This is a genomic window from Arthrobacter sp. FW305-BF8 (genome assembly GCF_021789315.1).
Lineage (GTDB): Bacteria > Actinomycetota > Actinomycetes > Actinomycetales > Micrococcaceae > Arthrobacter.
Map to the genome: position 1 here is coordinate 4,227,423 of NZ_CP084561.1, position 23,367 is coordinate 4,250,789.

A 23,367-nucleotide genomic window follows, 5' to 3' on the forward strand; every position below is an offset into this window, starting at 1 on the left:
CGTCCTCTGTCGTGGTGCGGTTCCCACGTCAGACCCATCCCCCGGACTTCATAGCTTATAATCTATAACCAAAGAATATTCTCAATGAGGAGGCTTTGGTGCCAGAGAAAATCAATGTGGCCGGACCCGTGGTGGAGATGGATGGCGACGAGATGGCGCACGTCATCTGGGAGTTCATCCGGGAGCGCCTGATCCAGCCCTATCTGAACATCGACCTGCGCCGCTACGACCTCTCCCTGCAAAACCGCGACGCTACCGGCGACCAGGTCACGCTGGACGCTGCGCATGCGGTCCGGGAGCACCGGGTGGGCATCAAGTGCGCCACCATCACTCCCGACGAGGCCCGCGTGGCGGAGTTCGGACTCAAGAAGATGTGGTCCTCCCCCAACGGAACGGTCCGGAATGTGCTGGGCGGCGTGCTGTTCCGCGAGCCGATCATCATCTCCAGCATTCCACGCCTGGTCCCGGGCTGGAACAAGCCGATCGTCATCGGCCGCCACGCCTTCGGGGACCAGTACCGCGCCAGCAACTTCCGGGTCCCCGGGCCCGGGACGCTCACCCTGACCTTCACACCGGCCGACGGCGGCGAGGAGATCCGGCAGGAGATCGTCACCTACCCCGAGGGCGGCGGCGTGGCGTTGGGCATGTACAACTTCAACGACTCCATCCGCGACTTCGCCCGCGCGTCCTTCGCCTACGGCCTGCAGCGGAGCTACCCGGTGTACCTCTCCACCAAGAACACGGTCCTGAAGGCCTACGACGGGCAGTTCAAGGACCTGTTCCAGGAGGTGTTCGACGCCGAATTCAAGGACAGCTTCGACGCCGCGGGCCTGACCTACGAGCACCGCCTGATCGACGACATGGTGGCGTCTGCCCTCAAATGGGAGGGCGGCTACGTCTGGGCCTGCAAGAACTACGACGGCGACGTGCAGTCTGACATCGTGGCCCAGGGCTTCGGCTCTCCGGGGCTGATGACCTCGGTACTGATGACGCCGGACGGCAGCACGGTGGTGTCCGAGGCCGCCCATGGCACTGTGGCGCGCCACTTCCGCCTTCACCAGCAGGGCAAAGCCACGTCCACCAACCCGATCGCCCTGGTCTTCGCCTGGACCAGGGGGCTTCTGCACCGCGGGAAACTGGACGGCACGCCCGAGGTTGTCCGTTTCGCCGAAACGCTTGAGGACGTGGTCATCAGGGCGGTCGAAGCCGGCAGCATGACCAAGGACCTGGCGCTGCTCATCGGCCCGGACCAGCCCTTCCTGACAACCGAGGACTTCCTCGCCGCCGTGGACGCCACCCTGCAGCAGCGGTTGAACTAAGCCAAAAAGGGCGGCCCCGCCTTCTACGGAAGGCGGGGCCGCCGTCGTCGTTTATTGAATCCGGCTAGACGCGCCCGACGGCGCTAGACGAGTTCAACGGCGGCAATCCGGGCGGCGACGGCGTTGGCGAAGTCGCTGGTGCCGGCGGTGCCGCCCATGTCCTTGGTCGTGGTGCCGTCCAGGACGGTGGCCTCGATGGCTTTTTCGACGAGGTCGGCGGCCTGGAGGACCAACTCGTCCCCGAATTTCGCCCCGAGCCAGCGCAGCAGCATCGCGGAGGAGAGGATCATCGCGATGGGGTTGGCGATGTTCTTTCCGGCGATGTCCGGCGCGGAGCCGTGGGAGGCCTGGGCCATGGCGTGGGTGTCGGAGGAGTTGATCGACGGGGCGATGCCCAGGGATCCGGCGACTTCACCGGCGAGGTCCGAAAGGATGTCGCCGAACATGTTCTCGGTGACGATGACGTCAAACTTGTTGGCGCGGCGGACCAGGTGCACGGTCATCGCGTCGATGTGGAAGTCGTTGACGGCCACGTCCGGGTACTGGGCCGCAACCTCTTTGCAGACGTCGCGGAACAGGCCGGTGGTCAGTTTCAAAACGTTGGCCTTGTGCACGATGGTCAGCCGCCCTGAGCGGGACTGGGCCAACTGGAACGCGGCGTGGGCAATGCGTTCGGTGGCGGCGCGGGTGATGATGCCGTGCATGATGGCCACGTCCGGGGTGGGCATGAACTCGCCGGTCCCGGCGAAGGTGTTCCGGTCGGCGTAGAAGCCTTCGGTGTTTTCACGCACGATGACCAGGTCGGTGCCTTCGACGATGGCGTTCCCGCCGGGGAAGGCCTTCGAGGGGCGGATGTTGGCGAACAAACCGAAGTGCTTGCGGATGGTGCCCGAGGGGTTCAGCGCGGACCTGTGCGGTTCCGGGTAGGAGGCGGAATCGTGCGGGCCGAGCAGCCAGCCGTCCACGGTGTTCAGTGCTTCGAGGGTTTCGTCCGGGACGGCGGTGCCGTGGGTGTCGATCGCCGAACGGCCCAGCGGCAGTCCGGTCCATTCGATCGTTGGGGCGCCGGCGGCTTCCATGGCGGCGTCGAGGATCGTCACCGCGGCCGGGACAATTTCCGGGCCGATGCCGTCGTCGTGCAGAACTGCCAGCCGGTACTGCTTTGATGCGCTCATCTGTAACTCCTTCGTCAGTTGGTGGTTGGGGCGCCGGTCTCTGCCAGCGTCCGCCGCAGGATCATGGGGATGACGCCGCCGACGGCGAGGAGGTCGCATTCCAGCCCCGTTTCCACGGCAGCGGTGGCCGTGAAAGGCTCCCTCGTGCCGTCCGCGCGAACAATCGCCGCGGCGATCCCGGCGCGGGGATGGATGCGCTCCGCGGGGGCGTCGAGCGCAATTGTGTCGCCGGGTGCGAGGCTGAGGAGCTTCTCCCTCATGTCCGCCGGCATGACCAGCGGCAGGATGCCCATGCCAATCAGGTTGGATCGGTGGATCCGTTCAAAGCTGACGGCGATGACCGCCCGGACACCAAGCAGCCGCTGGGCCTTCGCGGCCCAGTCCCGGGACGAACCCATACCGTAGCGCTCGCCAGCCACCATGACCACGGATTCGCCGGCTTCCCGGTACCGTTGGGCGGCATCCCAGATGGGCAGGGTTTCGTTCGACGGCGAGTGGATGGTGTGTGCCACCGGCGCCTCGGGCTGCAGAAGGTTCCTGACGGATTTGTTGTGGAAGGCGCCGCGGACCATGACCTCCCAGTTGCCACGGCGGGAGGCGAAGACGTTGAGGTCACCCCGGTCCTCGCCCCTGTCCACCAGGAAGTCTGCTACGCCGCAGGCGGGCGGGATGGCACTGGCCGGTGAAATGTGGTCGGTGGTGATGTCGTCGCCGAGCACCAGGAGCGGATGCGCGGTGAACTCCCCGAGGAGGCTGCCCTCGGTCAGGGCGGCGAAGGGGGGACGGCGGAGGATGGTGGAGCCGTCATCCCACGGGTACTGCGCCCCGTCCGGTGCTTCCACCCGCTTCCACTGGGGATCGCGGCTGGCGATAGCGAAGTCCCGGCGGAAATCGGCGGGGTCGTTGGCCTTGACCACGAAGGCATCGATCTCGTCGCGCGACGGCCAGAGCTCGCTGAGGTAAACGGGCGTGCCGTCTGCGGCGTCCTGGACCGGCTCCTCGCTGAGGTCCCGCTTGGCGTCACCGGCAAGCGCGAAGGCCACCACCAGCGGGGGCGACATGATGAAACTGAGTTCGACGTCGGGGTGCACCCGGCCGGGGAAATTGCGGTTGCCGGACAGGATCGCCACCGGTTCGCTCACGCCGTCGGCCTGGGCCCTGGCAATCACCGGCGTCAGCGGGCCTGGGTTGCCGATGCAGGTGGTGCAGCCGAACCCGACGATGTCGAACCCCACGGAGGCCAGGTCGTCCGTGAGCCCGGCACGCTTGAGGTAGCTGGCCGCCGCTGGTGAGCCCGGCGCCAGCGAGGTTTTGACCCAGTCCGGCACGGTCAGCCCGCGGCGGCGGGCATTGCGGGCGAGCAGCCCGGCCGCAATGAGCAGGCGCGGGTCCGAGGTGTTGGTGCAGCTGGTGATGGCGGCCAGGGAAACAGGGAAGGCGGGCAGGGCGCCGGTGTGCGCGGCCCCGTCACCGGCACCCGCCGGGACGGCCTCCTTCTCCAGCGCCTTGCGGATGCCGCCATAGGGCAGGAGGTCCTGGGGACGCCGCGGACCGGCGGCGTGCATGGCGACGGCGGACAGGTCGACGTCGACGATTCTCGTGTAGACCGGCGTTGCGTCGGGTTCGAACCACAGGCCCGTCTGCCGGGTGTACGCCTCGACCAGCCGCGTCTGTTCCGCACTGCGGCCGGTGCTGGCCAGGTAGTCGAGGACGTGCGCGTCGATCGGGAAGTAACCGGTGGTGGCGCCATATTCAGGCGCCATATTGGCGACGACGGCGCGTTCGCCGACGGTCAGTGTCGAAACGCCGGGGCCGAAGAACTCGACGAACTCCCCCGTGACGCCCACCTGGCGCAGCCGCTGGGTGACGGCCAGCGCCAAGTCAGTGGCCAGGGTCCCCGCCGCCAGTTCACCGGTCAGGCGGACGCCGACGACGTCGGGGATGCGCAGCGTGGCGGGCATCCCGAACATCACGGTCTGTGCTTCCAGCCCGCCGACGCCCCAGCCCAGGACGCCGAGGCCGTTGATCATCGGGGTGTGGCTGTCGGTGCCGACCATCATGTCCGGCACCGCCCACCGGACGCCGTCCCGCTCGATTGTGGTGACCACGGTGGCCAGCTGCTCGAGGTTGATCGTGTGCATGATGCCGGTGCCCGGCGGGTTGATGTGCACGCCGTTCATGGCTTTGGACGCCCATTTGAGGAACTGGTACCGCTCCCGGTTCCGGCGGATCTCGTGCTTGATGTTCCGGGCGGCCGCGTCGGCGCGCCCGTATTCCTCCACCGCCAGGGAATGGTCGATGGACACGTCCACGCGCAGCAGCGGGTTCAGCACCATGGGATCTGCTCCGGACTCGGCGAGGGTGTCCCGCATGGCCGCAATGTCCACCAGCGCAGGCGTGCTGGTGGTGTCGTGCATCAGCACCCGAGTGGGCAGGAACTCGATTTCTGCGGTGCTGGTGCCCGTGGCCAGCCAGTTCCGCAGCGCGTCCATGGCCTGTTCGCGTTCGCGGCCCACCATGTTCCGCTGCACGTTCTCCGCCAGCAGCCGCAGCACCACCGGCAGCCGGGAATACCCGGTGCCGACGGCACTTGCGATGTCCACCGTCTGCAGGACATCGCCGTTGACGGCAAGGCTGGCGATGCAGGGGTCGGAGCCGGCGGCGGTGACGATATTCATGGTGCACACTTTCTAGAACAAGAGTCAGGCGTGGGACAGATTATAAGATATAACCGGTCAGGTGGTCACGGCCATCATCTCCGCCGCGTCGGCCGAAACCACGTTGGCACGTGGGTAGAGGCGCAGGGCTTCAACCGGCACCACCAATATCAGGTCGCCACGGAAGACGTTGCTCTTACTGTCCACGGCCAGGGTCCGCGTTCCGTAGCGGAGCTCGTATTCGTAGCGGGAACCCACGTAGGAGGTAGTGAGGATTTCCACGGGCAGGCCCACGTGCCCGGACGGGATGGAGTCCCCCACAGGTGCCAGGGATGCTTTTTCCGGGCGGAAAGCAACGGTGACGGGGTCACCGTCGCGCATCTGGCCGGTGAGTACGGCGGTGACGGTTTCGCCCGTGTCTTCGAGCCGGACGGTTGCCGTACCGCCGTTGGTGGACACAATCACGCCGTCGAGGAAGTTGGAGCGGCCGATGAAGGCAGCGACTTCTGCGGTGGCGGGGCGTTCGTAGATTTCCTCGGGCGGTGCGACCTGGAGCATGTTGCCGTTGGACATGACGGCGATGCGGTCACTCATGGCCAGGGCTTCTTCCTGGTCATGGGTGACGTAGACGGTGGTGATGCCGAGTTCGGACTGCAGGCGCTTGAGCCAGACGCGGGCCTGCTCGCGGAGCTTTGCGTCCAGGTTGGAGAGCGGCTCGTCCAGGAGCAGGACCTTGGGTGAGTAGACCAGGGCGCGGGCCAAGGCGACGCGCTGCTGCTGGCCGCCGGAGAGCTGGTGCGGGAAGCGGTGGGCCAGATGGGCCAGGCCCACCTTGTCCAGGGCGTCGTGGATGAGGGTTTTCTGTTCGGCCTTGGGGACTTTGCGGATGTTCAGCGGCATGGCCAGGTTGTCTGCCAGGGTCATGTGCGGCCAGAGGGCGTAGGACTGGAAGACCATGCCGAGGTTACGCTCTTCCGGGGGCACGAACCTGTTGGATGTGTCATCGACCAGCACGGTGTCGCCGACGGCGATGGAGCCGGAGGTGGGCTGTTCCAGGCCGGCGAGGCAGGACAGGGTGGTGGACTTGCCGCAGCCGGAGGGGCCTAGGAGGGTGAAAAACTCGCCGTCCTTGATGGTGAAGCTGACCTCGTGGAGGACGGTGTTCCCGCCGAAGTCCTTGCGGAGGTTCTTGATGATGACGTCAGGCATCTTTCTTACCTTTCATGAGCAGGCCGGCGATGCCGACGAAGGCTGCGGTGATTCCGATTTGAATGGTGGCCAAGGCTGCCACGGAGCCGGTGTTGCCCTGGACCCAGAGTTCGAGCATGGTGGTGCCGATGATGTTGGTGTCCGCCGAGCCGAGGAAGATGGCCGGGGAGTATTCCTTCATCATCACCACGAAGGTCAGCACCATCGCGGCGACGAACGCGGGGGTAAGGAGTTTGGCCAGGACGGTCAGGAACATCCGCATCCAGTCCGCGCCGTTGACCCGGGCGGCGTTGTCCAGTTCCTCGCCGATCTGCATCACGGCCGGCGAGATGGACCCGAAGGCGCTGGGCAGGGCGCGGAGGCCGAAGCCAATGATGATGGCCCAGATGGTGCCCTGGACGAACGAGCCCAGGTTGAACGGCAGGAAGGCGAAGGCCCAGAACAGGCCGATGCCGATGATCAAACCTGGCATGGCCTGCGGGGCCAGGGCCAGGTATTCGATGACTTTCCGGTAGCGGAAGGTGGAGCGTTTGGCGACGACGACGGCCACCACGGCCAGCACGCTGACCAGAACCGCGCCGGCGCCGGCAACGATGAGGCTGTTGCGGATCGAGGCGACGTAGGCCGGGAATTCGAAGATGCGCTGGTAGTTGGCCAGAGTCACCGAGGCCAGCGGGTTCTGCAGCGGCGTGAAGATTTTGGTGAAGGAGCGCATCACCAGGCCGGCGATCGGAACCAAAGCGCCGACCACCACGTAGATGGAGATGAATGCCACCGAGACCCATTTGATCCAGCCCAGGTCCAGCAGCCGCGGCCGGGTGGCCTTGCCGCGGACCGAGACGAACCGCTTGGCGTCCTTGAGCAGCTTGGCCTGCACGGCCACCAGCAGAACCGTAACGAGGAGGATGATCGTGGACGCCGCCCCGAGGATGCCGTAGTCGGGGTCGATGGACTGCAGCCCGTTTTTATACAGGAAGGTCGCGAAGACGGTGATGTTCACCGGCTGGCCGTACAGCAGCGGGATGGACAGGGTCTCGATGGACATGCTGAACACCAGTACGGAGCTGTAGACCATGGGCGGGCGCAGCATCGGGATGATGACCGACCAGAGGATCCGAAAGGGGCCGGCGCCGACGGTCTGCGCTGCACCTTCGAGGGAGGCATCGGAGTTCCGCAGCGCGTTGGCACAGAACATGTACGCGATCGGCGCCAGCGCCACGGCTTCGGTGAGCGCCATTCCCGGAATGCTGTACAGGTCCCAGGGCAGGAAGCCCAGAACTCGCCTGACCTCTACGCTGGCGAACCCGGCCGGGCCGTACATGGTGATCCAGCCGAAACCGAGGATCAGGGAGGAGATGAAGAACGGCCACTGCATCGCGGCACCGAAGAACTTCCGGCCCGGGATGTTGGTCCTGACCACCACGATGGCCATCGGGACCGCGATCAGCAGCGTCATCACTGTGGTCAGCACGGCAAACATGAGCGTATTCAGCGCGACCGTGCCGAAGCCTGCCTCGGTAAACAGCCGGGTGTAGTTCTCCGCGGTGAACAGACCGCCCTCCTCATACAGAGGACGGTCCATCACCGACTGGTAGAGCGTGGGCACCACGGGTGCAAGGACCAGGAGCGCCAGGATGATAATCGTCGCCCAGTACAGCAGCTGGCTGCGGTCGGCACCGAGGACCCGGCGGTACTTCGGTGCGGGATACTCCGGCCGCGCGGCCGCCACGGTGGCGGGCGGCCTGGTCTCAGGAATTGTAGTCATGGAAATCGTTCCGGTCCTTGCTTTTCGGGGGCACGGCTGTTGGTCAGTTCTTCAGTAACGCGGAATGGAGCGCTTACTTCTTGAGGCTGTTCCAGCGCTCCGTGAACGTGGCGGTTTCAGCTGCGGAGACCTTCTCGTAGGGAACGAGGATGACGTCTTCCTTGCCAACTTCCTTAACGATGTCGTCATAGGTGTAGCTGAACTCGACCGGCTTCACGCCTTCGCGGTAGGAGGAGAGGCCGCCTTCCTGGATGGCCTGCTGGCCTTCGGCCGAGAGCGTGAAATCGGTGAACAGCTTCGCGGTGGCAGCGTGCGGCGCCTTTGCAGCGACGCCGAGGCCGCGCGGCAGAACTACCGTTCCGTCGTCGGGCAGGGCGATCTTGAACAGCCCGCCCGAGTCCTTCACCACGGGAAAGGCCGGAGCCGCGCTGACCAGTGCGCTGGCGACATACTCGCCGGCGAGTACCTTCTCGGTGGCCGAGGAGCTCTCGGGACGCGAGAGCGGAAGGATGGTGGCGAGGGAATCCCAGGCTTCCGGGTGGCTCTTGGTCAGGCTGTGGAAGACGGTGAAACCGAAGGCGCCCTCGATGTCACGGAGGCCGATCTTGTCCTTGAATAGCTCCGGCTTTTCCTTGGCCTGCTGAGCGAGCGAGGCCAGGCCCGTGGGCGCGGTGGGCAGCAGCGAGGTGTTGTACGTGATGGTCATGGCGTCTGCGGACATGGCCGTAACGCCGGGCAGCAACTGGGCGAACTCGGGCAGTTTTGCCAGCTCCGGCGAGGTGTATTTGGCCAGGAGGTCGCCGCGGGCGGCGAAGTCGGCCCAGGCGCCGGCGGCGTTGGTCACCAGGACGTCGGCCGGGGAGGTTCCGGTGGCGTTCTCGCTTAGCACGCGCTGGAACACTTCATCGGATCCAAGGTTGTTGGCCGAGATTTCCTTGACGAACGGGTACTTTTTCCTGAAGTCCCGGAACACCGGAGCCCAGTTCTCCTGGTCGGTGTTCGAGTAGATCGTGAGTTCGCCGCCCTCCTTCTCGGCGGCGGCCACCAAGTCCTTGTAGTCGGCCGGGTAGTAGTCCGGGTACTGGCCGGTGGCGATGGAGTTGACCGGCGCAGGCGCAGCAGCCGGGGAAGAGCCTCCGCAGGCGGTGAGTGCCAGGAGCAGAGCCGAGGCCACCCCTGCCGCGGCGTACCTGCTGAGCGAACGGGGAACGGGCTTATCCGACGCGGTGGTTTTTGACGCCATCATGGCTGTCTCTCCTTTGAGCAAAAACGATGGTGGTATTCACGGCCGGCACTGGATGTGATCCGGTTCACGAAACTATAGCTTATAACCTATAGTAAAAATCAAGCCGGGCTAAGGACTTGTCAGATAGGCCTTGGGCCCGGGGATTGAAGTGGCGCGGACGGCGTCGCCCGTGTGTATTTGTTTTCGCCGACGCGTGACGGCGGGAGCAACGCCGCCGGCCGAGGGCGGAAAGCTACTATAGGACATAGCCTATTTCGGCGCGCCTGGGCATTCCCGGACCGCCGCCGGAAGCAACGTAATAAGGAGCACACGGTGGCATATCCGACCGTAGCACTGACCAAGAGCGCCTACGCCTACGAGGAAATGCGGCGCCGAATCCTGACCGGGGAGATCTCCCACGGGTCGGTGCTCAGCCAGGCCCAGCTCGCCCACGAAATCGGCGTGAGCACCACGCCCCTGCGCGAGGCGCTGCGCCGGCTTGCCGCCGAGGGGCTGGTCCAGCTGGAGTCCCACCGGGATGCCCGGGTCGCCGCACTCACGGCGGATGAAGCAAAGGACCTGTACATCCTCCGTGAGAATCTGGACCCGCTGGCCGCCGGGCTCGCGGCGGAAAGCCGGACACCCGGGGACATCGAGAACATCCAAGCCGCGCTGAAGCAGCTGACACCGCTGCACGACGCCGCGGACCTGGACGCCATGACGGCGCACCGCGAATTCCACCGCGCTGTCTACATGGCCTCGCATAACCCCCTGCTCATCGGGATCCTGGAGGGCCTGTGGGACAAGGCGGACCGGTACCGCCAGATAGGCCTGCAGGGCCAGAAGGACTCCCAGAAGGACCAGAAGCGCGTCCGCGAAGAACACATCGAGATCGCCGACGCCGTGGTGTCCGGTGACGCCGTCCGCGCCCGCGAGATCATGCAGCGCCACGTCGTGGGCAGCCTGGGTCGCCGCGCCATCGCCGTCCTCGCCGAGGAGTAGCACTGTAACCCTGTATGTGGCAAACCTCACCCGCCATTTGGGGCCAAATCGTTTGAAAAGCCCCATCGCGCCTGTGCATCATGGAAAGGAACCACAGAAGAATACGCTTTTCTGCAAGTGGTTCAGAAGTTCAAACACAACAAAATCCTGGTGGACGCAATGAGGCCAAACCGGTGAGCTCGTCGAGCTGCCTAAGGCCTCCGAGCGTTCCTGGGCTGACCTGTTCCGCGGCATCGCATTGGCGCCATGCCCAGACACGAAAGCACTGAAAAATGACCTTTGAGACCGCCGAATCAATGACGATCAAGATCTGGGACCGTTCTGCAGTGAACCACACGCTGGAGACGCTGGTGCACGATTTCTCGAGCCGGGCCAACGCAAAGAAGAGCGACGTCGCCGTCACCCTTAGCGGCCCGAACACCTTCACGCTCAGCCTGAACACCGCTGCCCTTTAGTCAGCACCCAAGCACAACGCAAGAGGACGATGGCGGGACTTCCCGCCGTCGTCCTCTTGCGTTTTTGCCTGAATAGCGGAGCAGCGCGCTAGGAGTGCTCGGCCAGCAGTGCGTCGATCTGTCCGGCGGCCTCCTTCATGCCGTCCTCCATGCCCATCTCGATCATCGTCTTCATCTGCTCTTCGGACTCGAAGACGGACTGAACCGTCATCCGGGTGCGGCCGCCGATGTCCTCAAGGGTGACGGTGGCGTGCGAGGTGCCCATGGCCTCGACAGGAGCGCCGTCGTCGTCGGCGAACCCGTCGTCGAACTCGAGGCGGTTCGGCGACTGGATGTCGGTGATGCGCCACCAGCCGCCGGCCTTCTCACCCTCCGGGCCGGTCATGTAGTAGGAGGCCTCGCCGCCGGGAGTGAACTCGTACTGGCTGAACGTTGCCGGCCAGGTGGGCGGGCCCCACCAGCGCTCGAGCTGCCGCGGGTCTTCCCAGATCTGCCAGACGCGCTTCACGTCGGCGTCGAATTCTGCCACGAGGGTGAAGCTGAGCGCCTCGGGGTTCTTGGTGGAACTGATAACCGTCATTGCCGGACCCTTCCTATTCTTCAGCCAGTCCTACTCTTCAGCGAGGATGTCTGCGATCCGGGCGACGCGCTGCCGCCAGATCGCCTCGTACTCATCAAGCAGCCAGCGGGCTTTCTCCAGGCCATCATGGTTGCCCCGCACAATCTGCTCCCTTCCGCGCTTCTCCTTGGTGACCAGGGAGGCGCGCTCCAACACCGCCACGTGCTTCTGGACGGCAGCAAAGCTCATGGCGTAGAGCGCTGCCAGGCCGCTCACCGAATACTCGCCGACTGTCACCCGGCGCATAATGTCCCGCCGGGTGGTGTCCGCGAACGCCTGGAAGAGGCGGTCGAGTTCGGCATCGCTAAGCTGATCTACAACCATTTGGTTGTAGGATATGACCACCGGGGAAGGGTGTCAATGGGCTGCAGCGTTGGCCACGTCGGTGGCCACGTCAGTGGGCACGGTTTTTGCGGGCACGGTCCCGTCGTCCTCGTACTCCACGGCCCCAGCCAGATCGCGGCCGGCAACGTATCCGAACGCCAGAGCCGGGCCGAGGTTGATGCCCCCGGCCGGGTAGTGCCCGCCCATCACACTGGCCTGGTCGTTGCCGGCGACGTACAGGCCCGGGATGGGCCGGCCGCCGTCGTCAAGGGCGCGGGAGCGGCCGTCCACATCCAGCCCGGCGAACGTGCCGAAGCTCCCCGGCACCACCCGCACGGCGTAGAACGGGCCCTTCTCGATGGGGCCCAGCGACGGGTTCGGCTTCACCGAGGCGTCGCCGCCATAGCGGTTGAAGGACGTGGAGCCGCGGCCGAAGTCCGGGTCCGTGCCGCCGGCCGCATGGCGGTTGAACCGCTCCACCGTCTCCTTCAGCCCGGCGGGATCGATGCCGCAGCGGGCCGCGAGTTCCTCGAGCGTGCGGCCCTTCTTCAGGTAGCCCGAGCGCACGTAGGGGAAGAGCGGCACGGGCAGCGGTTTGGCCATGCCCAACGGAAAGCGCCGCACAAAGCGGGAATCGGCGACCTGCCAGGCCTCCGCCTGTTCCCCCGCCGGCGTGGCCGCCAGCATTGCCGCCACGTAGTCGTAATACCCGTTAGCTTCGTTAACGAACCGCTTCCCGCTGCGCAGGACGCCGATGCTGCCGGGCTTGGCACGGTCCATGATGTGCGGGAACGTGCCGGTCCGGCCGCTGCGGTACGGAACCAGCGACACCGGACACCACGCGGCCGCGGATTTCACGTCGGTCCTGAAACGGGCGCCCACCGACTGGCCCAGGCTGATGCCGTCGCCGCCGGCCTCCGCAGGCGCCAGCGTCCAGTGTTCGTGCCCGGTTGGGGTGTGCGGGAACAGTTCCTTCCGGCGCTCCACGTCCTGCGGGAAGCCGCCGGCCGCCAGGACCACTCCGCGTACGGCGTTGATCCGCAGTTCCCCTTCGGGGGTTCCGACGACGGCGCCCGTCGCCTTGCCTGCCGCGTCGGTCAGCAACCGGCGGGCCGGTGTGGAGACGCGGATGTCCACGCCAAAGCGGTCTGCCGACTGCAGCAGCCGGCCGGTCAGGGCCGTGCCGTTGACCAGCTGCATGTTGCGCCGATGCGTCAGCAGATCCAGGAGGTGCAAGCCGAAGCGCCAGCCTGCATGGAAGAGCCCGCGCGGATTGCCCCGGGACGCGGACAGGAAGTTGGCCAGATCCGGTCCGGCCATGATGCCCATTCCCAGGAACGAGGTTTCATACAGCTGGTGCCGCAGCTTGGCGCGCAGCTCCGGACGGATCCGCCGGGCGTTCATGGGCTTGGGCCCAACTGAGCGGTGGCCGGTCCCGGCACCGGGAAGCCCGCCATAAACGTCGTTGATCCTTGCACCCGGGACGAACTGCAGTGACGTCTTCTGATGGAAGAAGCCCACCATGTGGGGCACGGCCTCCAGGAACGCGTCCACCCTGTCCGCTTGGTAGTCCGCCCCCAGGACTCCGCGCAGGTAGGTTCGGAAGGTCTCCTTGTCCTCGCTGACGCCGGCGGCCCGGGCCAGCGGATTGCCCGGCGCCCAGGCCCAGCCGCCGGACCAGGCCGTGGCACCGCCGCAGACGTCCGCCTTTTCCACCACCACAACGTTCAGCCCGTGGTACGCGGCCGTCACGGCTGCGGCCAGGCCGCCCGCGCCGGAGCCCACCACCAGGACGTCGCAGTTCAGCGCGCGCATGTTGACTCCGGCAGCGGAGGGGGTTGTTGCATCAGTCGGGAAAGTCATCTCTTGCTCCAGTTGTTCTTTCAGTGTCCGAATTCGTTTGAGTCCAGCCGCGGCGGCGCGCCCGTGTCCAGGGCATCAATGCCGGCCATTTCCGCCTCGGTGAGGGCAAAACCGAAGACATCAAGGTTTTCGCGCTGCCGCCGGTCGTCGGCGGACTTGGGGATGGCCACCCGGCCGGACTGGACCTGCCAGCGGAGTACCACCTGCGCCGGCGTCTTGGCGTATGCCTCGGCGGGACCGGTGACGGCAGGGGCCGCGAGGAAGCCGCCGTTGCGGCCCAGCGGGCTGTAGGCCGCGGTGGCGATGTTGTGTTCACGGTGGAAGGCCAGCTGGTCGAGCTGCTGGTGTTCGGGGTCGATTTGAACCTGGTTGACCGGGACGTCGAGGCCTGCCGCCTGCAGCTCGCGCAGGTGGGCCGGCTTGAAGTTGGAAACGCCCCAGCACCTGATCAGCCCCTCCTCGGCCAGCCGGGCGAGCCCTTCCGCTGCGTCAACAAACCGGCCCTGGGCAGGGTTCGGCCAGTGGATCAGGAAGAGGTCCAGGTACTCGGTGCCGAGCCGCCGGGTTGCCGCGCCGAAGGCCTCGCGCACACCCGTCCTGCCGTGCCACTGCTTATTGAATTTGGTAGTAAGGAACAGGTCCCTGCGGGCAATGCCGCTGCGGCGGATCCCCTCCCCCACGGCCTCCTCGTTGCGGTAATTTTCCGCCGTATCGATATGCCGGTACCCGTTGGCTATCGCCCGGGCCACGGCATCGGCGGCCTCCTCGCCGGTCATCGGCCAGGTGCCCAGGCCGATGAGGGGAATTACGACGCCGGGCGCCAGTTCCGCCGTCGTGTTTTCCTCTGTTTTTTGGCTCATTTGGTTCCTGCATTCTGGAGGTTGCCTGCCGCCTGCAGCACCGTGTCGGCTGCCTCCTTGAGCTTCCGTGCCCAGCCCAGCTCCCCCAGCCGGGCCACCGTGCTGTCCGAGGGCACCTCCACGCTCACGGCAAGATCAGCGGGGAAGGCGTTGACCAGGGCGGCCAGGTTGAAGCCGCCCTCGCCCGGAACACCGCGTTCCGAGCGGGACTCCGTCACCAGCGCCTCCTGGGCGGCCGGACGCTGCGCCGGCCCGTCGCACAGCTGCAGCAGCGGCACCAGGTCGAGGTTCGCCTGGAGGTCCTCCCACTGCGCGCACCCCGGAACGGCCCCGAAGCGGTTCAGATGGAGTGCGTCCACCACGAGGTTGCAGCCCGAGGACCGGGCCAGAGCCACCGCGGCGGGAATGGAGTTCACCGCCTGGTAGGAGATGGGCTCCAGGGTGGGGACGATGCCGTAGCTGCGGCCGTCCTCGGCCATGCGCGCCAGGGTGTCGGCAAGGCGTGCAGTGTCGGGGTCGGACCCGGCCACCGTCAGGGATACGGCGCCGAGGGCCTGCCCGGCCTCCATCATGGCAAGCCAGGCATCGCGCTGGTCAGTGCCGTCCAGCAGCAGGAACTCGATGTCGCGGACCGTGACGCCGGTGTCGGCCATCCGGGCCAGGGTCTCCTTCAGCATCGGCGACCCGGGCTGCAGGTCATAGGGCCGCTCAGTGGGAGTGACCGGGCGGACGCGGGCGCCGATGAAGTCGAAGCCGGCTTCGGCGGCGATGGCCACCAGCTGCGGCGGTGCGGTGTTGAGGAGGGACAGCTGGGCCAGGCCCAGCGGGCGGCGCGGTGCGCTCATGATGCTGCTCCGTTCATGCTGAGTTCTACGGGACGGGCTGATTCACTGGCTGGCGCTGCCGATTCGGCGGCTGGCGCGAACGGCTCGGCGGCAAGCGCAGCGGCGATGCGCTGCGCGGCGTCATAACCGCCCTTCACCGCGTTTGAGGCGATGGCGGGGGTCCGGTCCACCACCGTTCCCGCCAACGCCAGCGGCACACCGGCCGCTCCGGCCAAGTGGGCCTCACGGTCCGCCGCGGGAACGGAACCGTCCAGCGGCAGCACCGAACGGGATACCAGCAACGGACCAGGCGCGTCCAGCCATTCCGGGCCGGACCCGTCTCGAGCCCCATCCGGGGAGGTGCCGGCGATCCGGATCCGGCCGCCGTCGTACTCCTCGATCGTGGCACCGAGCCGGACCCGCACCCGCGGATTCTGTTCGAGCCGGGGCACGGCAAGGATCTTCGCCCGCCGCCCGGATTCCGGCGCGAGGACCTCCTGCGGCCCCACCAGCAGCACGGCGGTGCCGCGGCCCGCGAGGGTGTCGGCCACGCTCATCGCCACGGAGTCCGCACCCCAGATGGTCACGGCGTCCGGAATGCTCCCACCTTGCCCATCCGGGCGCAGCACCTCGGGGTGGGCGGCGAGCCAGTCCCGCACGTCCGTCACACCGGGCAAATCGGCTCCGGGGAAGCCTGCCCCGGGGCGGGTCCCGCCGGTGGCGAGCACGACGGCGTCGGCCCCGGTTTCCCGGATCAGCGCCGCAACGTCGCCCGGATCGGAAAGATCCACCTGCCCGCCCAGCCGGACGTCAATGCCCAGCCTGTCGTTCTCGGCGGCGGACCAGTCGGTGAAGCGGTGGAAATCAGGAGTGGATTTCATCTGTTCGGCGAGGGCGAACTGCCCGCCCAGCCGGACGCCGCCGTCGAGCACGGTGACCTGCGCACCTGCCACGGCGAGTTCCCGGGCGGCGGTGAGGCCGGCCGGGCCGGCCCCCACGACGGTGACCCGGGCACCCGGCCGCACGGCCGGCGTCGGAACGGGAACCCGCGAGCGTCCGACGGCGGGGTTAACGGTGCACGTGACCTGCCCCTGGCCGAGGGTGTCGATGCAGACGTTGCAGGCGATGCAGGGGCGGTACGCCTCGCCGTGCAGGACCGCGCCCACAAACGCTGGGTCGGCATGGATGGCGCGCGCCAGGCTGACGAAGTCGCAGACTCCGGCGCCGAGAACCTCTTCGATGACCGCCGGCGAGTTCAGCCGCCCGGCCATGCCCAGCGGAAGGCCGAACTGCCGGTATTCCGTGGCGTAGTCCCGGAGCAGGCCGGGCTTCCATTCGCCAGGCTGGACGATCCATTCACCGGCGTCGTAGCTGCCGGCGGACAGGTCGAGAAAGTCCAGCTGGTCCAGGTGTGCCTTGGCCATGACGGCCACCTGGTCTTCGGCGCTGATGCCGTCCGCCGGGCCTTCGACGACGGACACCCGCACGCCGACGAGGGCGTCCGGCGCCGCCTCCCGGACGGCGTCGATGACCAGGTTCAGGAAGTGCTCCGGCGCGGCGAACTCGTCCGTGCGGTGGTTGGAGATGGGGGACATGAACTGGTGGATCAGGTAGCCGTGGGCGCCGTGGATGTTGATCACGTCGAAGCCCGCGGCCACGGCCCGGCGGGCGGCTGCGGCGTAGGACTGCACGAGGTCGTGGCATTCTCCGGCCGTCAGTTCCCGCGGAACCTCCCCGCCGGCCACCGCACACGGCACCGGCGACGGCGCCACGTTCTTGTGCCCGGACACCGCTGTCTGCGCGGTCCGGCCGCCGTGGTTAAGTTCGACGGCGGCCAGCGCACCTTCAGCGTGCAGCGCGTCGGTGAGCCGACGTAGCCCGGGAACCATGGCGTCCGTGTGCAGGCCCAGCTGGTGAGTGCGGCCCTTGCCGTCTGCCCGGACGTACGTGGCTTCGGTGGTGACCAGTCCCAGGCCGGCCCGGGCGCGGGTGACAAGGTAGTCGATGTACTGCTCGGTGATGTGCCCGTCGGTGGTGCCGTAGTTGCGTTCCATCGGAGCGGAGACGAGCCGGTTGCGGAGGGTCCGTGGAGTGCGGCCGTTCCGGCCCAGGGTGAGCGGGCGGGCGGCGTGGCGGGTTTCGTGTTCGGTCATGGCTAGCCTGCCGCTTCCGCAGGAACACGGGTTCCGGCTGAAACCTCGGCCGGAACCCGGACGCGGCCCGGAACCTCAACGTCAGCGAAGCGCACCGGGCGCCCGGTGCGCGCGGATTCGTAGACCGCCAGCAGGATGCGGAGCGATTTCAGGGCGTCCTTGCCGGTGATGGCGGGCTCGGTGCCGGCGTCCAGGGCCTGCACGAAATCGCGGACCTGGCTGGTGTGGTGCGGAATCAGCTGGCCGTTGATGGTGGAAAGGTCGATATTCGGTTCCACGCCCTCGGGATGGACGGGCTCCACGGTGATCTTCTCCCCCACGGCCCACAGGTCCAGCCGGCCGTCGCTGCCCTCGGGGAACTCCGTCAGCGATGCCGAGGCACCCGTTTCCCCCGTGATTCGGAGCTGGATGCCCAGGTTGGGGGACACCGCCGTCGACGCCTCGAGCGTTGCCATGGCGCCGGAGGTGAAGGTGATGACCGCCGTGGCGGAGTCCTCCACCTCGATGTAGTCGCCGTGCCGGTAGGTGTTGACCTTGCCGTAGACCTCCGCCACGTCGCCGAGGTACCACTGCAGCAGGTCGATCTGATGGATGGCCTGCGTCATGAGCACGCCGCCGCCGTCGTTCTCCCAGGTGCCGCGCCACGCGTCCCGGTTGTAGTATTCCGGCGCGCGGTGCAGCATCACGGAACACTGGGCCATGAGCGGCCGGCCCAGCGTTCCGTCGTCGATCGCCTTCCGGATTTTCTGGGCTGCAGGCCAGAAGCGGCGCTGGAACAGTGCCCCGAACTGCACACCGGCCTCCTCGCACGCCTCAACCATCCGCTCGGCCGAGTCCAGCCGGGTGGCAATCGGCTTTTCGCACAGCACATGCACCCCGGCCGCCGCTGCTTTGAGCACCACCTGCTCATGGGTCGGGTGTGGCGTGCAGACCGAAACGATGTCCACGCCCAGCGCCAGGAGCTCGTCCACGGTGTTCACCGCGTTTGGCACGTCCCAGTTCCCGGCGGTGGCGCGTGCCCGGTCCAGGTCGATGTCGCACACCCCCACCACCTGCACATTGTCCAGGGCGCCGAAGGCCTCGAGGTGGTTGCGGGAGATGGCGCCGCAGCCCACGATTCCGGCTCGGTACGTGCGGGGGGCGGTTGCTGGCGGGGTCATGGTTCCAACTTTCTTTCTGAATGGCGGGGGGCGCTGGTGACTGGCGAGGGCGCGGCCGGGCTAGGCGTCGGCGGAAACGGAGCTGCAGACCGGCCTCTGCTCCCGCGGCAGGCCAAGCTCCTCGAGCGGGGTCTTGTGGGTTTCGCGGGCCGTGGCGATGGCGATCGCGGAGACCGCCAGGCAGGCCACGGTGAAGACCGCTACCGGGATCCAGCCGCCGGGTCCCGGCTGGGCCAGGACCGTGGCGATCGCAGGAGCGAAGCCGGTGAGGATCAGGCCCACCTGGCTGCCGATGGCCATTCCGGAGTAGCGGACGGGTGCCGGAAACATCTCGGGGAAGAAGACAGTCCAGACACCGTTCCAGCACGAGTAGAAGACGGACATGTTCAGGAACCCGAAGACGAAGATCATGGCGATGTTGTGCTCGCTAATGGCCCAGAAGTAGCCGAACGAGGTGACGGCGCAGCCGAGGGAGCCCACCAGGAGCACCTTCTTGCGGCCGAACCGGTCCGAGATGATCCCGGCCAGTGGGATGGTGAACATGGACAGGCCGATGGTGACTGCGTTGACCGTGAGCATGAGGGTGCGGTCCAGGCCGATCCCCTTGCCGGTGGCATAGGCCAGGGCGTACACGGTGAAGGTGGTCTGCATGACGGAGAACAGCATCACGAGGGCCACGCGCAGGACGTCGCGCCATTGCGTCTTCAGCACCTCGGCCGCCGGAATGCCCTTGGGCTTCGTCGTTTCCACGGTCTCTTCGAACACTGGCGGCTCGTCCAGCCGGGTGCGGATCCAGTAGGCGACCAGCAGCACCACGGCGGACAGCCAGAACGGGACTCGCCAGCCCCAGCCCAGCAGCTGTTCCTCGGGGAGGGCGGCGAGCGGAATGAACACCACGGTGGAGAGGACCATTCCGGATGCGTAGCCAGTCATCACGAAGCTGGTGAAGAAGCCGCGGCGTCCCTCCGGGGAGTGTTCCATGGTCAGGGTGGACGCACCCGCGGCCTCGGCGCCGGCGGAGAATCCCTGCGCCAGCCGGCCCGCCAGCAGCAGCGCCGTGGCCCAGTAGCCGATCTGGTCATAGGTGGGCAGGAAGCCGATGCCGATGGAGGCAACGCCCATGATCACCAGCGTGATCATCAGCGCCTGCTTGCGGCCGATCTTGTCCCCGAAGTGGCTCATGATGACGCCGCCCAGCGGCCGTGCCAGGTAGCCGACGCCAAACGTGGCCATCGCGCCGAGCAGGGCAACTACAGGGTCTCCGCCGGGGAAGAAGATCTTCGGGAACACCAGCGCTGCTGCGGTGCCATAGATGAAGAAGTCGTAGTACTCCAGCGTGGAGCCAAGGAAAGAAGCCAATGCTGCCTTCTTTGGGGTCTTCGCCGGGAGGCTGTCCGCGCGTTGCAGGACGGCAGGTTCCGCGACGGGGGCGGGGGGCTGGACGTGTCCCATAGGTTCTCCTCGTTGAGTTTCCAGGGCGGCCGCCACCAGATGGCGGGGGCCGAAGAGTTGAGCGTGCACCCTGTCCGGGTGGCTGTTGCTCTGGGGAAAAACACTAGGAGCAGGGAGAAGCTGCGCGATGGAACTTCCCGTTCAACGGGACGCTGGTTGAGAAGAGAAAGCCCCGGTTCAGGAACCCTGAAGCCAGGGCCTCGTGCCGTACGGGCGGCGCTCTGCGCCCATGGTCCGGGACAGGCCGCGCCCTGCAGCCACCAGGACGGGAAGAACCACCTTGGGGTCCTCGTCCGCCGTCGGAATAACGACGGCGATCGCGCCGATCACGCTGTTGCCCTCACCAAAGACGGGGACCGCATAGGCGGTGTTTTCCTGCACCAGGACACCGGCCATGCGGACGTAGCCGCGTTCCCGGGTCAGGGCGAGCTGGGCGCGCAGCCGCGCCGGGTCGGTCTCCGTGGCGGCAGTGGTTTTCTCCAGCGGCCCGGCCAGGAACCGCTCCTGCACGTCGCGCGGCATGTGCGCCATCATGGCCATCCCGGACGAGGTGTTGTGGATCAGGAGCCGGCCGGCCACGGCAGCAAGATTGGTGGCGGTGCCGTGCCGGTCCAGCTGCTCCAGGTACAGCACGGTGCCGGAACCGACGTCGGGAATGGAAAGTGAGACCTGCTCACGCACAGCGGCGTGGACGCCTTCGAGGAACGGAAGGCCCCGGCGTCGGAATTCCTCCAGCGGATTGCTGCGGGACGCCAGCTCCCACATCTTCATGCCAACGCCGTAGTCGCCGGAATCGCTGCGGTTCAGCAGCCCGCTGTCCACGAGGTCGTTGGCCAGCCGGTGCGCGGTGCTGCTGGACATGCCCGTGGCCCGGGCTAGCTCGCTCAACGACATCCGCGGGCGGCCCTTCGAAAAGGCGTCCAGGATTTTCACCACGCGCTGGATGACTGATTCGCCGGAGGGCGAGTTGGCCATCAGGCCCGCCGCAGCCCGGACGCGTCCCCGCCGTAGTCCAGGCCGATCTGCCGGGCAGCCTCCTGCAGGCGCGGCACCACGGACTTTTCGATGTCCTCGGCAGGGGAACGGTGCGTCTGCAGGGAAACGTTGACGGCCGCCACTATGTCCTGGCCTCGCCACACCGGCACCGCCACGCCACGCAGCCCCTCTTCCAGTTCCTGCGACACCATTGCCCACCCCCTTGATCTGGCACGGTCAATCTCCACCCGCAGCTGCTCGGCGCTGGCAATGGAGTGTTCGGTCAGCTTCTGCAGCCGGACGGTTTCGAAGTAGGACTGCAGATCCGCCTCGGTCAGTGCTCCCAGCAGCACCCGGCCCATGGAGGTCGCCCAGGCGGGGAACCTCGTGCCCACGGTGATGGTGACGCTGAGCAGCCGCGGCGAGGGCACGCACGCGACATACACGACGTCGACGCCGTCAAGAATGCATAAGGAGGTGGTCTCGTTCAGCTCGGCTGCGAGGGATTTCAGATGCCGGTCCGCAATGGCCGGAAGCTCGAGGTTGGCCAGGAAGGACCGCCCGATCTCCAGTGAGCGGGCAGTCAGCTCGAAGTGTGCCCCGTCCGTTCGCAGGTAGCCGAGGTCTGCCAGGGTGAGCAGGAACCGCCGGGCGGAAGCCCTGGTGGTATCTGCGGCCGCGGCCACTTGGGACACCGTCAGCCGTGGCTGGTTCGGGGTGAAGGCCCGGAGCACGTCGAACGCTTTCTCGACCGATTTCACGAAGTAGGCCGGCTGTTCGTCCATGGGCTCCCTGCACCTCAAGCTGCGCGCTTTTCCTGACCTACCAAGAATACGGGCCGGGGTCGGGCGGGGAGCAGGACGGCAAACAACGGATTGTGAGTCACTTCACTCTGCGCTATCCTTTTTCTAGTCGCATATCGTACGCCTGTTCGCGATACGCACAAATCCAAAAATCCGGACCCGTCTTTCAGTGCGGAAGGACCCCCTGCAATGACCGATCTCGCCCCCACTGCCACCGCTGAGGCGAAGCAGTACCAGTTGAAGCGCGCCAAGAAGGCCGCCCTCGCCGCTTTCCTGGGCGGCGCGCTGGAGTACTACGACTTCTTTATCTACGCCACAGCGGCGTCACTGGTTTTCTCCAAGATCTTCTTCCCCTCCGGCGACCCCACCGTCGCCCTCATCGCCTCCTTTGCCACCTTTGGCGTGGCCTACGTGGCACGGCCCTTCGGCGCCGTCGTCTTCGGCCACCTGGGGGACAAGATCGGCCGCAAGAACACCCTCGTCCTGACCCTGGTGCTGATGGGGTCGGCCACGTTCCTGATCGGCGCACTGCCCGACTTCAACGCCGCCGGCTACTGGGCACCGGCACTGCTGGTGGTGCTGCGCCTCATGCAGGGGTTGTCCGCCGGCGCGGAAACGGCCGGCGCTTCCGCCCTGTCCACCGAGGAAGCACCTGAAGGGCACCGCGGCTTCTTTGCCAGCTTCGCGATGAGTGGCATCTCCGCCGGCATCGTCCTGGCCTCCCTCGCCTTCCTTCCCGTGGCCGCCATGAACGAGGCCGACCGCCTCGCCTGGGGCTGGCGCATCCCGTTCTGGCTGTCCCTCGTGGTGCTGGTGGTCGCCTACCTGGTCCGGCGCTCCCTCGAAGAACCCGAGGTCTTCGAGGAAAAGCACGACCACGGCGAACTGGTCAAGCTTCCGTTTGCCAAGATGTTCAAGACGCACCCGGCGCAGTTCTTCCAGGTTGCCCTGATGTCCTTCGAAACCGTGACCAACACGTTCATGCAGTCCTTCGGTCTGGCCTACGCCGTGTCCGTGGGCGTCCCGGCGTCGACCATGCTGTGGGTGAGCATCGTGGGCAACGTCATCGCCATGTTCAGCCAGCCGCTGCTGGCCCGGCTCTCGGACCGCTTCGGCCGTCGACCGGTATTCATCGCCGGCGTCCTGGGGTCCGGGCTGATGATCTTCGTCTACTTCTCCGTCATCTCCACCGGCAACATCCCCATGATCTTCCTCGCCAGCACGGTGATCACCGCCGGCACGTACTCTATGTCCAACGCGATCTACCCGGCGTGGTTCTCCGAGTTGTTCAACGTCAAGGTCCGCTACTCGGGCATGGCCATCGGCCTGCAGGTCGGCATCCTCTGCGCCGGATTCACGCCGCTGCTGGGCACCGCGCTGGTCGGCGCCGACAAGGCCAACTGGGGCCCGGCCGCCTGGATTGTCGCCGCATCATCCCTGCTGGCGGTGGCCGGCGCGTACTGGGCCCGCGAAACCCACAAGACCCCGCTGCGGCAGCTGGGCAACCCGGTCAAGTAGCTACCCCCC

The 23,367-nt window shown here is 66.8% G+C and carries 19 protein-coding genes; 4 read left to right on the forward strand and 15 right to left on the reverse strand.

Annotation, left to right across the window (positions count from 1 at the left end):
• Positions 1-137 precede the first annotated feature (137 nt).
• The gene (locus tag LFT45_RS19240; protein WP_236809445.1) at positions 138-1,319 is read left to right on the forward strand and encodes an NADP-dependent isocitrate dehydrogenase; all 1,182 of its coding nucleotides are present in this window, start codon (positions 138-140) and stop codon (positions 1,317-1,319) included.
• An 83-nt stretch (positions 1,320-1,402) separates the two neighbouring features.
• Here LFT45_RS19240 and LFT45_RS19245 read toward each other — a convergent pair whose 3' ends face one another.
• The 5 genes from LFT45_RS19245 to LFT45_RS19265 all read right to left on the reverse strand — a co-directional run bounded on the left by LFT45_RS19245 (position 1,403) and on the right by LFT45_RS19265 (position 9,371).
• On the reverse strand, positions 1,403-2,494 hold the full coding sequence (locus LFT45_RS19245; protein ID WP_236805177.1) for an isocitrate/isopropylmalate dehydrogenase family protein: 1,092 nt from the start codon (positions 2,492-2,494) through the stop codon (positions 1,403-1,405).
• Positions 2,495-2,508: 14 nt separating this feature from the next.
• On the reverse strand, positions 2,509-5,172 hold the full coding sequence (acnA, locus tag LFT45_RS19250; protein WP_236805178.1) for an aconitate hydratase AcnA: 2,664 nt from the start codon (positions 5,170-5,172) through the stop codon (positions 2,509-2,511).
• Positions 5,173-5,229: 57 nt separating this feature from the next.
• Positions 5,230-6,360: an ABC transporter ATP-binding protein gene (locus LFT45_RS19255; protein ID WP_236805179.1), complete on the reverse strand. Its 1,131-nt coding sequence runs from the start codon at positions 6,358-6,360 to the stop codon at positions 5,230-5,232.
• On the reverse strand, positions 6,353-8,125 hold the full coding sequence (locus LFT45_RS19260) for an ABC transporter permease (RefSeq protein ID WP_236805180.1): 1,773 nt from the start codon (positions 8,123-8,125) through the stop codon (positions 6,353-6,355). The genes LFT45_RS19255 and LFT45_RS19260 overlap by 8 nt, the downstream gene beginning before the upstream one ends.
• 73 nt (positions 8,126-8,198) lie before the next feature.
• Entirely contained in the window at positions 8,199-9,371 is a 1,173-nt protein-coding gene (locus tag LFT45_RS19265) for an ABC transporter substrate-binding protein (RefSeq protein ID WP_236805181.1), read from the reverse strand.
• 312 nt (positions 9,372-9,683) lie between these two features.
• Here LFT45_RS19265 and LFT45_RS19270 point away from each other — a divergent pair, with 312 nt between their 5' ends.
• A complete protein-coding gene (locus LFT45_RS19270) occupies positions 9,684-10,352 on the forward strand; it encodes a GntR family transcriptional regulator (protein ID WP_236805182.1) in 669 nt (222 codons plus the stop codon).
• Between the two features lie 272 nt (positions 10,353-10,624).
• Positions 10,625-10,807, forward strand: coding sequence for a hypothetical protein (locus LFT45_RS19275; protein WP_111905501.1), 183 nt, complete (start codon positions 10,625-10,627; stop codon positions 10,805-10,807).
• Between the two features lie 88 nt (positions 10,808-10,895).
• Here the strand turns inward: LFT45_RS19275 and LFT45_RS19280 are convergent, their stop codons facing one another.
• From LFT45_RS19280 to LFT45_RS19325, 10 genes are all read right to left on the reverse strand, one after another.
• The gene (locus LFT45_RS19280; RefSeq protein WP_236805183.1) at positions 10,896-11,387 is read right to left on the reverse strand and encodes an SRPBCC family protein; all 492 of its coding nucleotides are present in this window, start codon (positions 11,385-11,387) and stop codon (positions 10,896-10,898) included.
• 30 nt (positions 11,388-11,417) lie between these two features.
• Complete coding sequence (locus LFT45_RS19285; protein ID WP_236805184.1) at positions 11,418-11,750, reverse strand: ArsR/SmtB family transcription factor; 333 nt, start codon at positions 11,748-11,750, stop codon at positions 11,418-11,420.
• A 33-nt stretch (positions 11,751-11,783) separates the two neighbouring features.
• Positions 11,784-13,613 carry an FAD-dependent oxidoreductase gene (locus LFT45_RS19290; protein WP_236805185.1) on the reverse strand — a complete coding sequence of 610 codons (1,830 nt, stop codon included), beginning with the start codon at positions 13,611-13,613 and terminating at the stop codon, positions 11,784-11,786.
• A gap of 20 nt (positions 13,614-13,633) precedes the next feature.
• Positions 13,634-14,473: an aldo/keto reductase gene (locus tag LFT45_RS19295; RefSeq protein WP_236805186.1), complete on the reverse strand. Its 840-nt coding sequence runs from the start codon at positions 14,471-14,473 to the stop codon at positions 13,634-13,636.
• Complete coding sequence (locus LFT45_RS19300) at positions 14,470-15,318, reverse strand: sugar phosphate isomerase/epimerase family protein (RefSeq protein WP_236805187.1); 849 nt, start codon at positions 15,316-15,318, stop codon at positions 14,470-14,472. The genes LFT45_RS19295 and LFT45_RS19300 overlap by 4 nt, the downstream gene beginning before the upstream one ends.
• Positions 15,315-17,450 carry an oxidoreductase gene (locus tag LFT45_RS19305; RefSeq protein ID WP_236805188.1) on the reverse strand — a complete coding sequence of 712 codons (2,136 nt, stop codon included), beginning with the start codon at positions 17,448-17,450 and terminating at the stop codon, positions 15,315-15,317. Before LFT45_RS19305 ends, LFT45_RS19300 begins: the two co-directional genes overlap by 4 nt.
• A gap of 2 nt (positions 17,451-17,452) precedes the next feature.
• Entirely contained in the window at positions 17,453-18,610 is a 1,158-nt protein-coding gene (locus LFT45_RS19310; protein WP_236805189.1) for a Gfo/Idh/MocA family protein, read from the reverse strand.
• 60 nt (positions 18,611-18,670) lie between these two features.
• On the reverse strand, positions 18,671-20,062 hold the full coding sequence (locus tag LFT45_RS19315) for an MFS transporter (protein ID WP_236805190.1): 1,392 nt from the start codon (positions 20,060-20,062) through the stop codon (positions 18,671-18,673).
• A 177-nt stretch (positions 20,063-20,239) separates the two neighbouring features.
• Positions 20,240-21,037 (reverse strand): IclR family transcriptional regulator, encoded by a 798-nt coding sequence (locus LFT45_RS19320; protein WP_236805191.1) that lies wholly within the window; start codon positions 21,035-21,037, stop codon positions 20,240-20,242.
• Positions 21,037-21,822: an IclR family transcriptional regulator domain-containing protein gene (locus tag LFT45_RS19325; protein WP_236805192.1), complete on the reverse strand. Its 786-nt coding sequence runs from the start codon at positions 21,820-21,822 to the stop codon at positions 21,037-21,039. Before LFT45_RS19325 ends, LFT45_RS19320 begins: the two co-directional genes overlap by 1 nt.
• A 207-nt stretch (positions 21,823-22,029) precedes the next feature.
• Between LFT45_RS19325 and LFT45_RS19330 the strand changes: the two genes are divergently transcribed.
• Entirely contained in the window at positions 22,030-23,358 is a 1,329-nt protein-coding gene (locus tag LFT45_RS19330) for an MFS transporter (protein WP_236805193.1), read from the forward strand.
• Positions 23,359-23,367 lie beyond the last annotated feature (9 nt).

Coding starts and splice junctions, on each gene's coding strand:
- LFT45_RS19240 (WP_236809445.1), top strand. CDS start 138: ATGGATGGCGACGAGATGGCGCACGTCATCTGGGAGTTCATCCGGGAG.
- LFT45_RS19245 (WP_236805177.1), bottom strand. CDS start 2,494: ATGAGCGCATCAAAGCAGTACCGGCTGGCAGTTCTGCACGACGACGGC.
- acnA (WP_236805178.1), bottom strand. CDS start 5,172: ATGAATATCGTCACCGCCGCCGGCTCCGACCCCTGCATCGCCAGCCTT.
- LFT45_RS19255 (WP_236805179.1), bottom strand. CDS start 6,360: ATGCCTGACGTCATCATCAAGAACCTCCGCAAGGACTTCGGCGGGAAC.
- LFT45_RS19260 (WP_236805180.1), bottom strand. CDS start 8,125: ATGACTACAATTCCTGAGACCAGGCCGCCCGCCACCGTGGCGGCCGCG.
- LFT45_RS19265 (WP_236805181.1), bottom strand. CDS start 9,371: ATGATGGCGTCAAAAACCACCGCGTCGGATAAGCCCGTTCCCCGTTCG.
- LFT45_RS19275 (WP_111905501.1), top strand. CDS start 10,625: ATGACCTTTGAGACCGCCGAATCAATGACGATCAAGATCTGGGACCGT.
- LFT45_RS19280 (WP_236805183.1), bottom strand. CDS start 11,387: ATGACGGTTATCAGTTCCACCAAGAACCCCGAGGCGCTCAGCTTCACC.
- LFT45_RS19285 (WP_236805184.1), bottom strand. CDS start 11,750: ATGGTTGTAGATCAGCTTAGCGATGCCGAACTCGACCGCCTCTTCCAG.
- LFT45_RS19290 (WP_236805185.1), bottom strand. CDS start 13,613: ATGACTTTCCCGACTGATGCAACAACCCCCTCCGCTGCCGGAGTCAAC.
- LFT45_RS19295 (WP_236805186.1), bottom strand. CDS start 14,473: ATGAGCCAAAAAACAGAGGAAAACACGACGGCGGAACTGGCGCCCGGC.
- LFT45_RS19300 (WP_236805187.1), bottom strand. CDS start 15,318: ATGAGCGCACCGCGCCGCCCGCTGGGCCTGGCCCAGCTGTCCCTCCTC.
- LFT45_RS19305 (WP_236805188.1), bottom strand. CDS start 17,450: ATGACCGAACACGAAACCCGCCACGCCGCCCGCCCGCTCACCCTGGGC.
- LFT45_RS19310 (WP_236805189.1), bottom strand. CDS start 18,610: ATGACCCCGCCAGCAACCGCCCCCCGCACGTACCGAGCCGGAATCGTG.
- LFT45_RS19315 (WP_236805190.1), bottom strand. CDS start 20,062: ATGGGACACGTCCAGCCCCCCGCCCCCGTCGCGGAACCTGCCGTCCTG.
- LFT45_RS19320 (WP_236805191.1), bottom strand. CDS start 21,037: ATGGCCAACTCGCCCTCCGGCGAATCAGTCATCCAGCGCGTGGTGAAA.
- LFT45_RS19325 (WP_236805192.1), bottom strand. CDS start 21,822: ATGGACGAACAGCCGGCCTACTTCGTGAAATCGGTCGAGAAAGCGTTC.
- LFT45_RS19330 (WP_236805193.1), top strand. CDS start 22,030: ATGACCGATCTCGCCCCCACTGCCACCGCTGAGGCGAAGCAGTACCAG.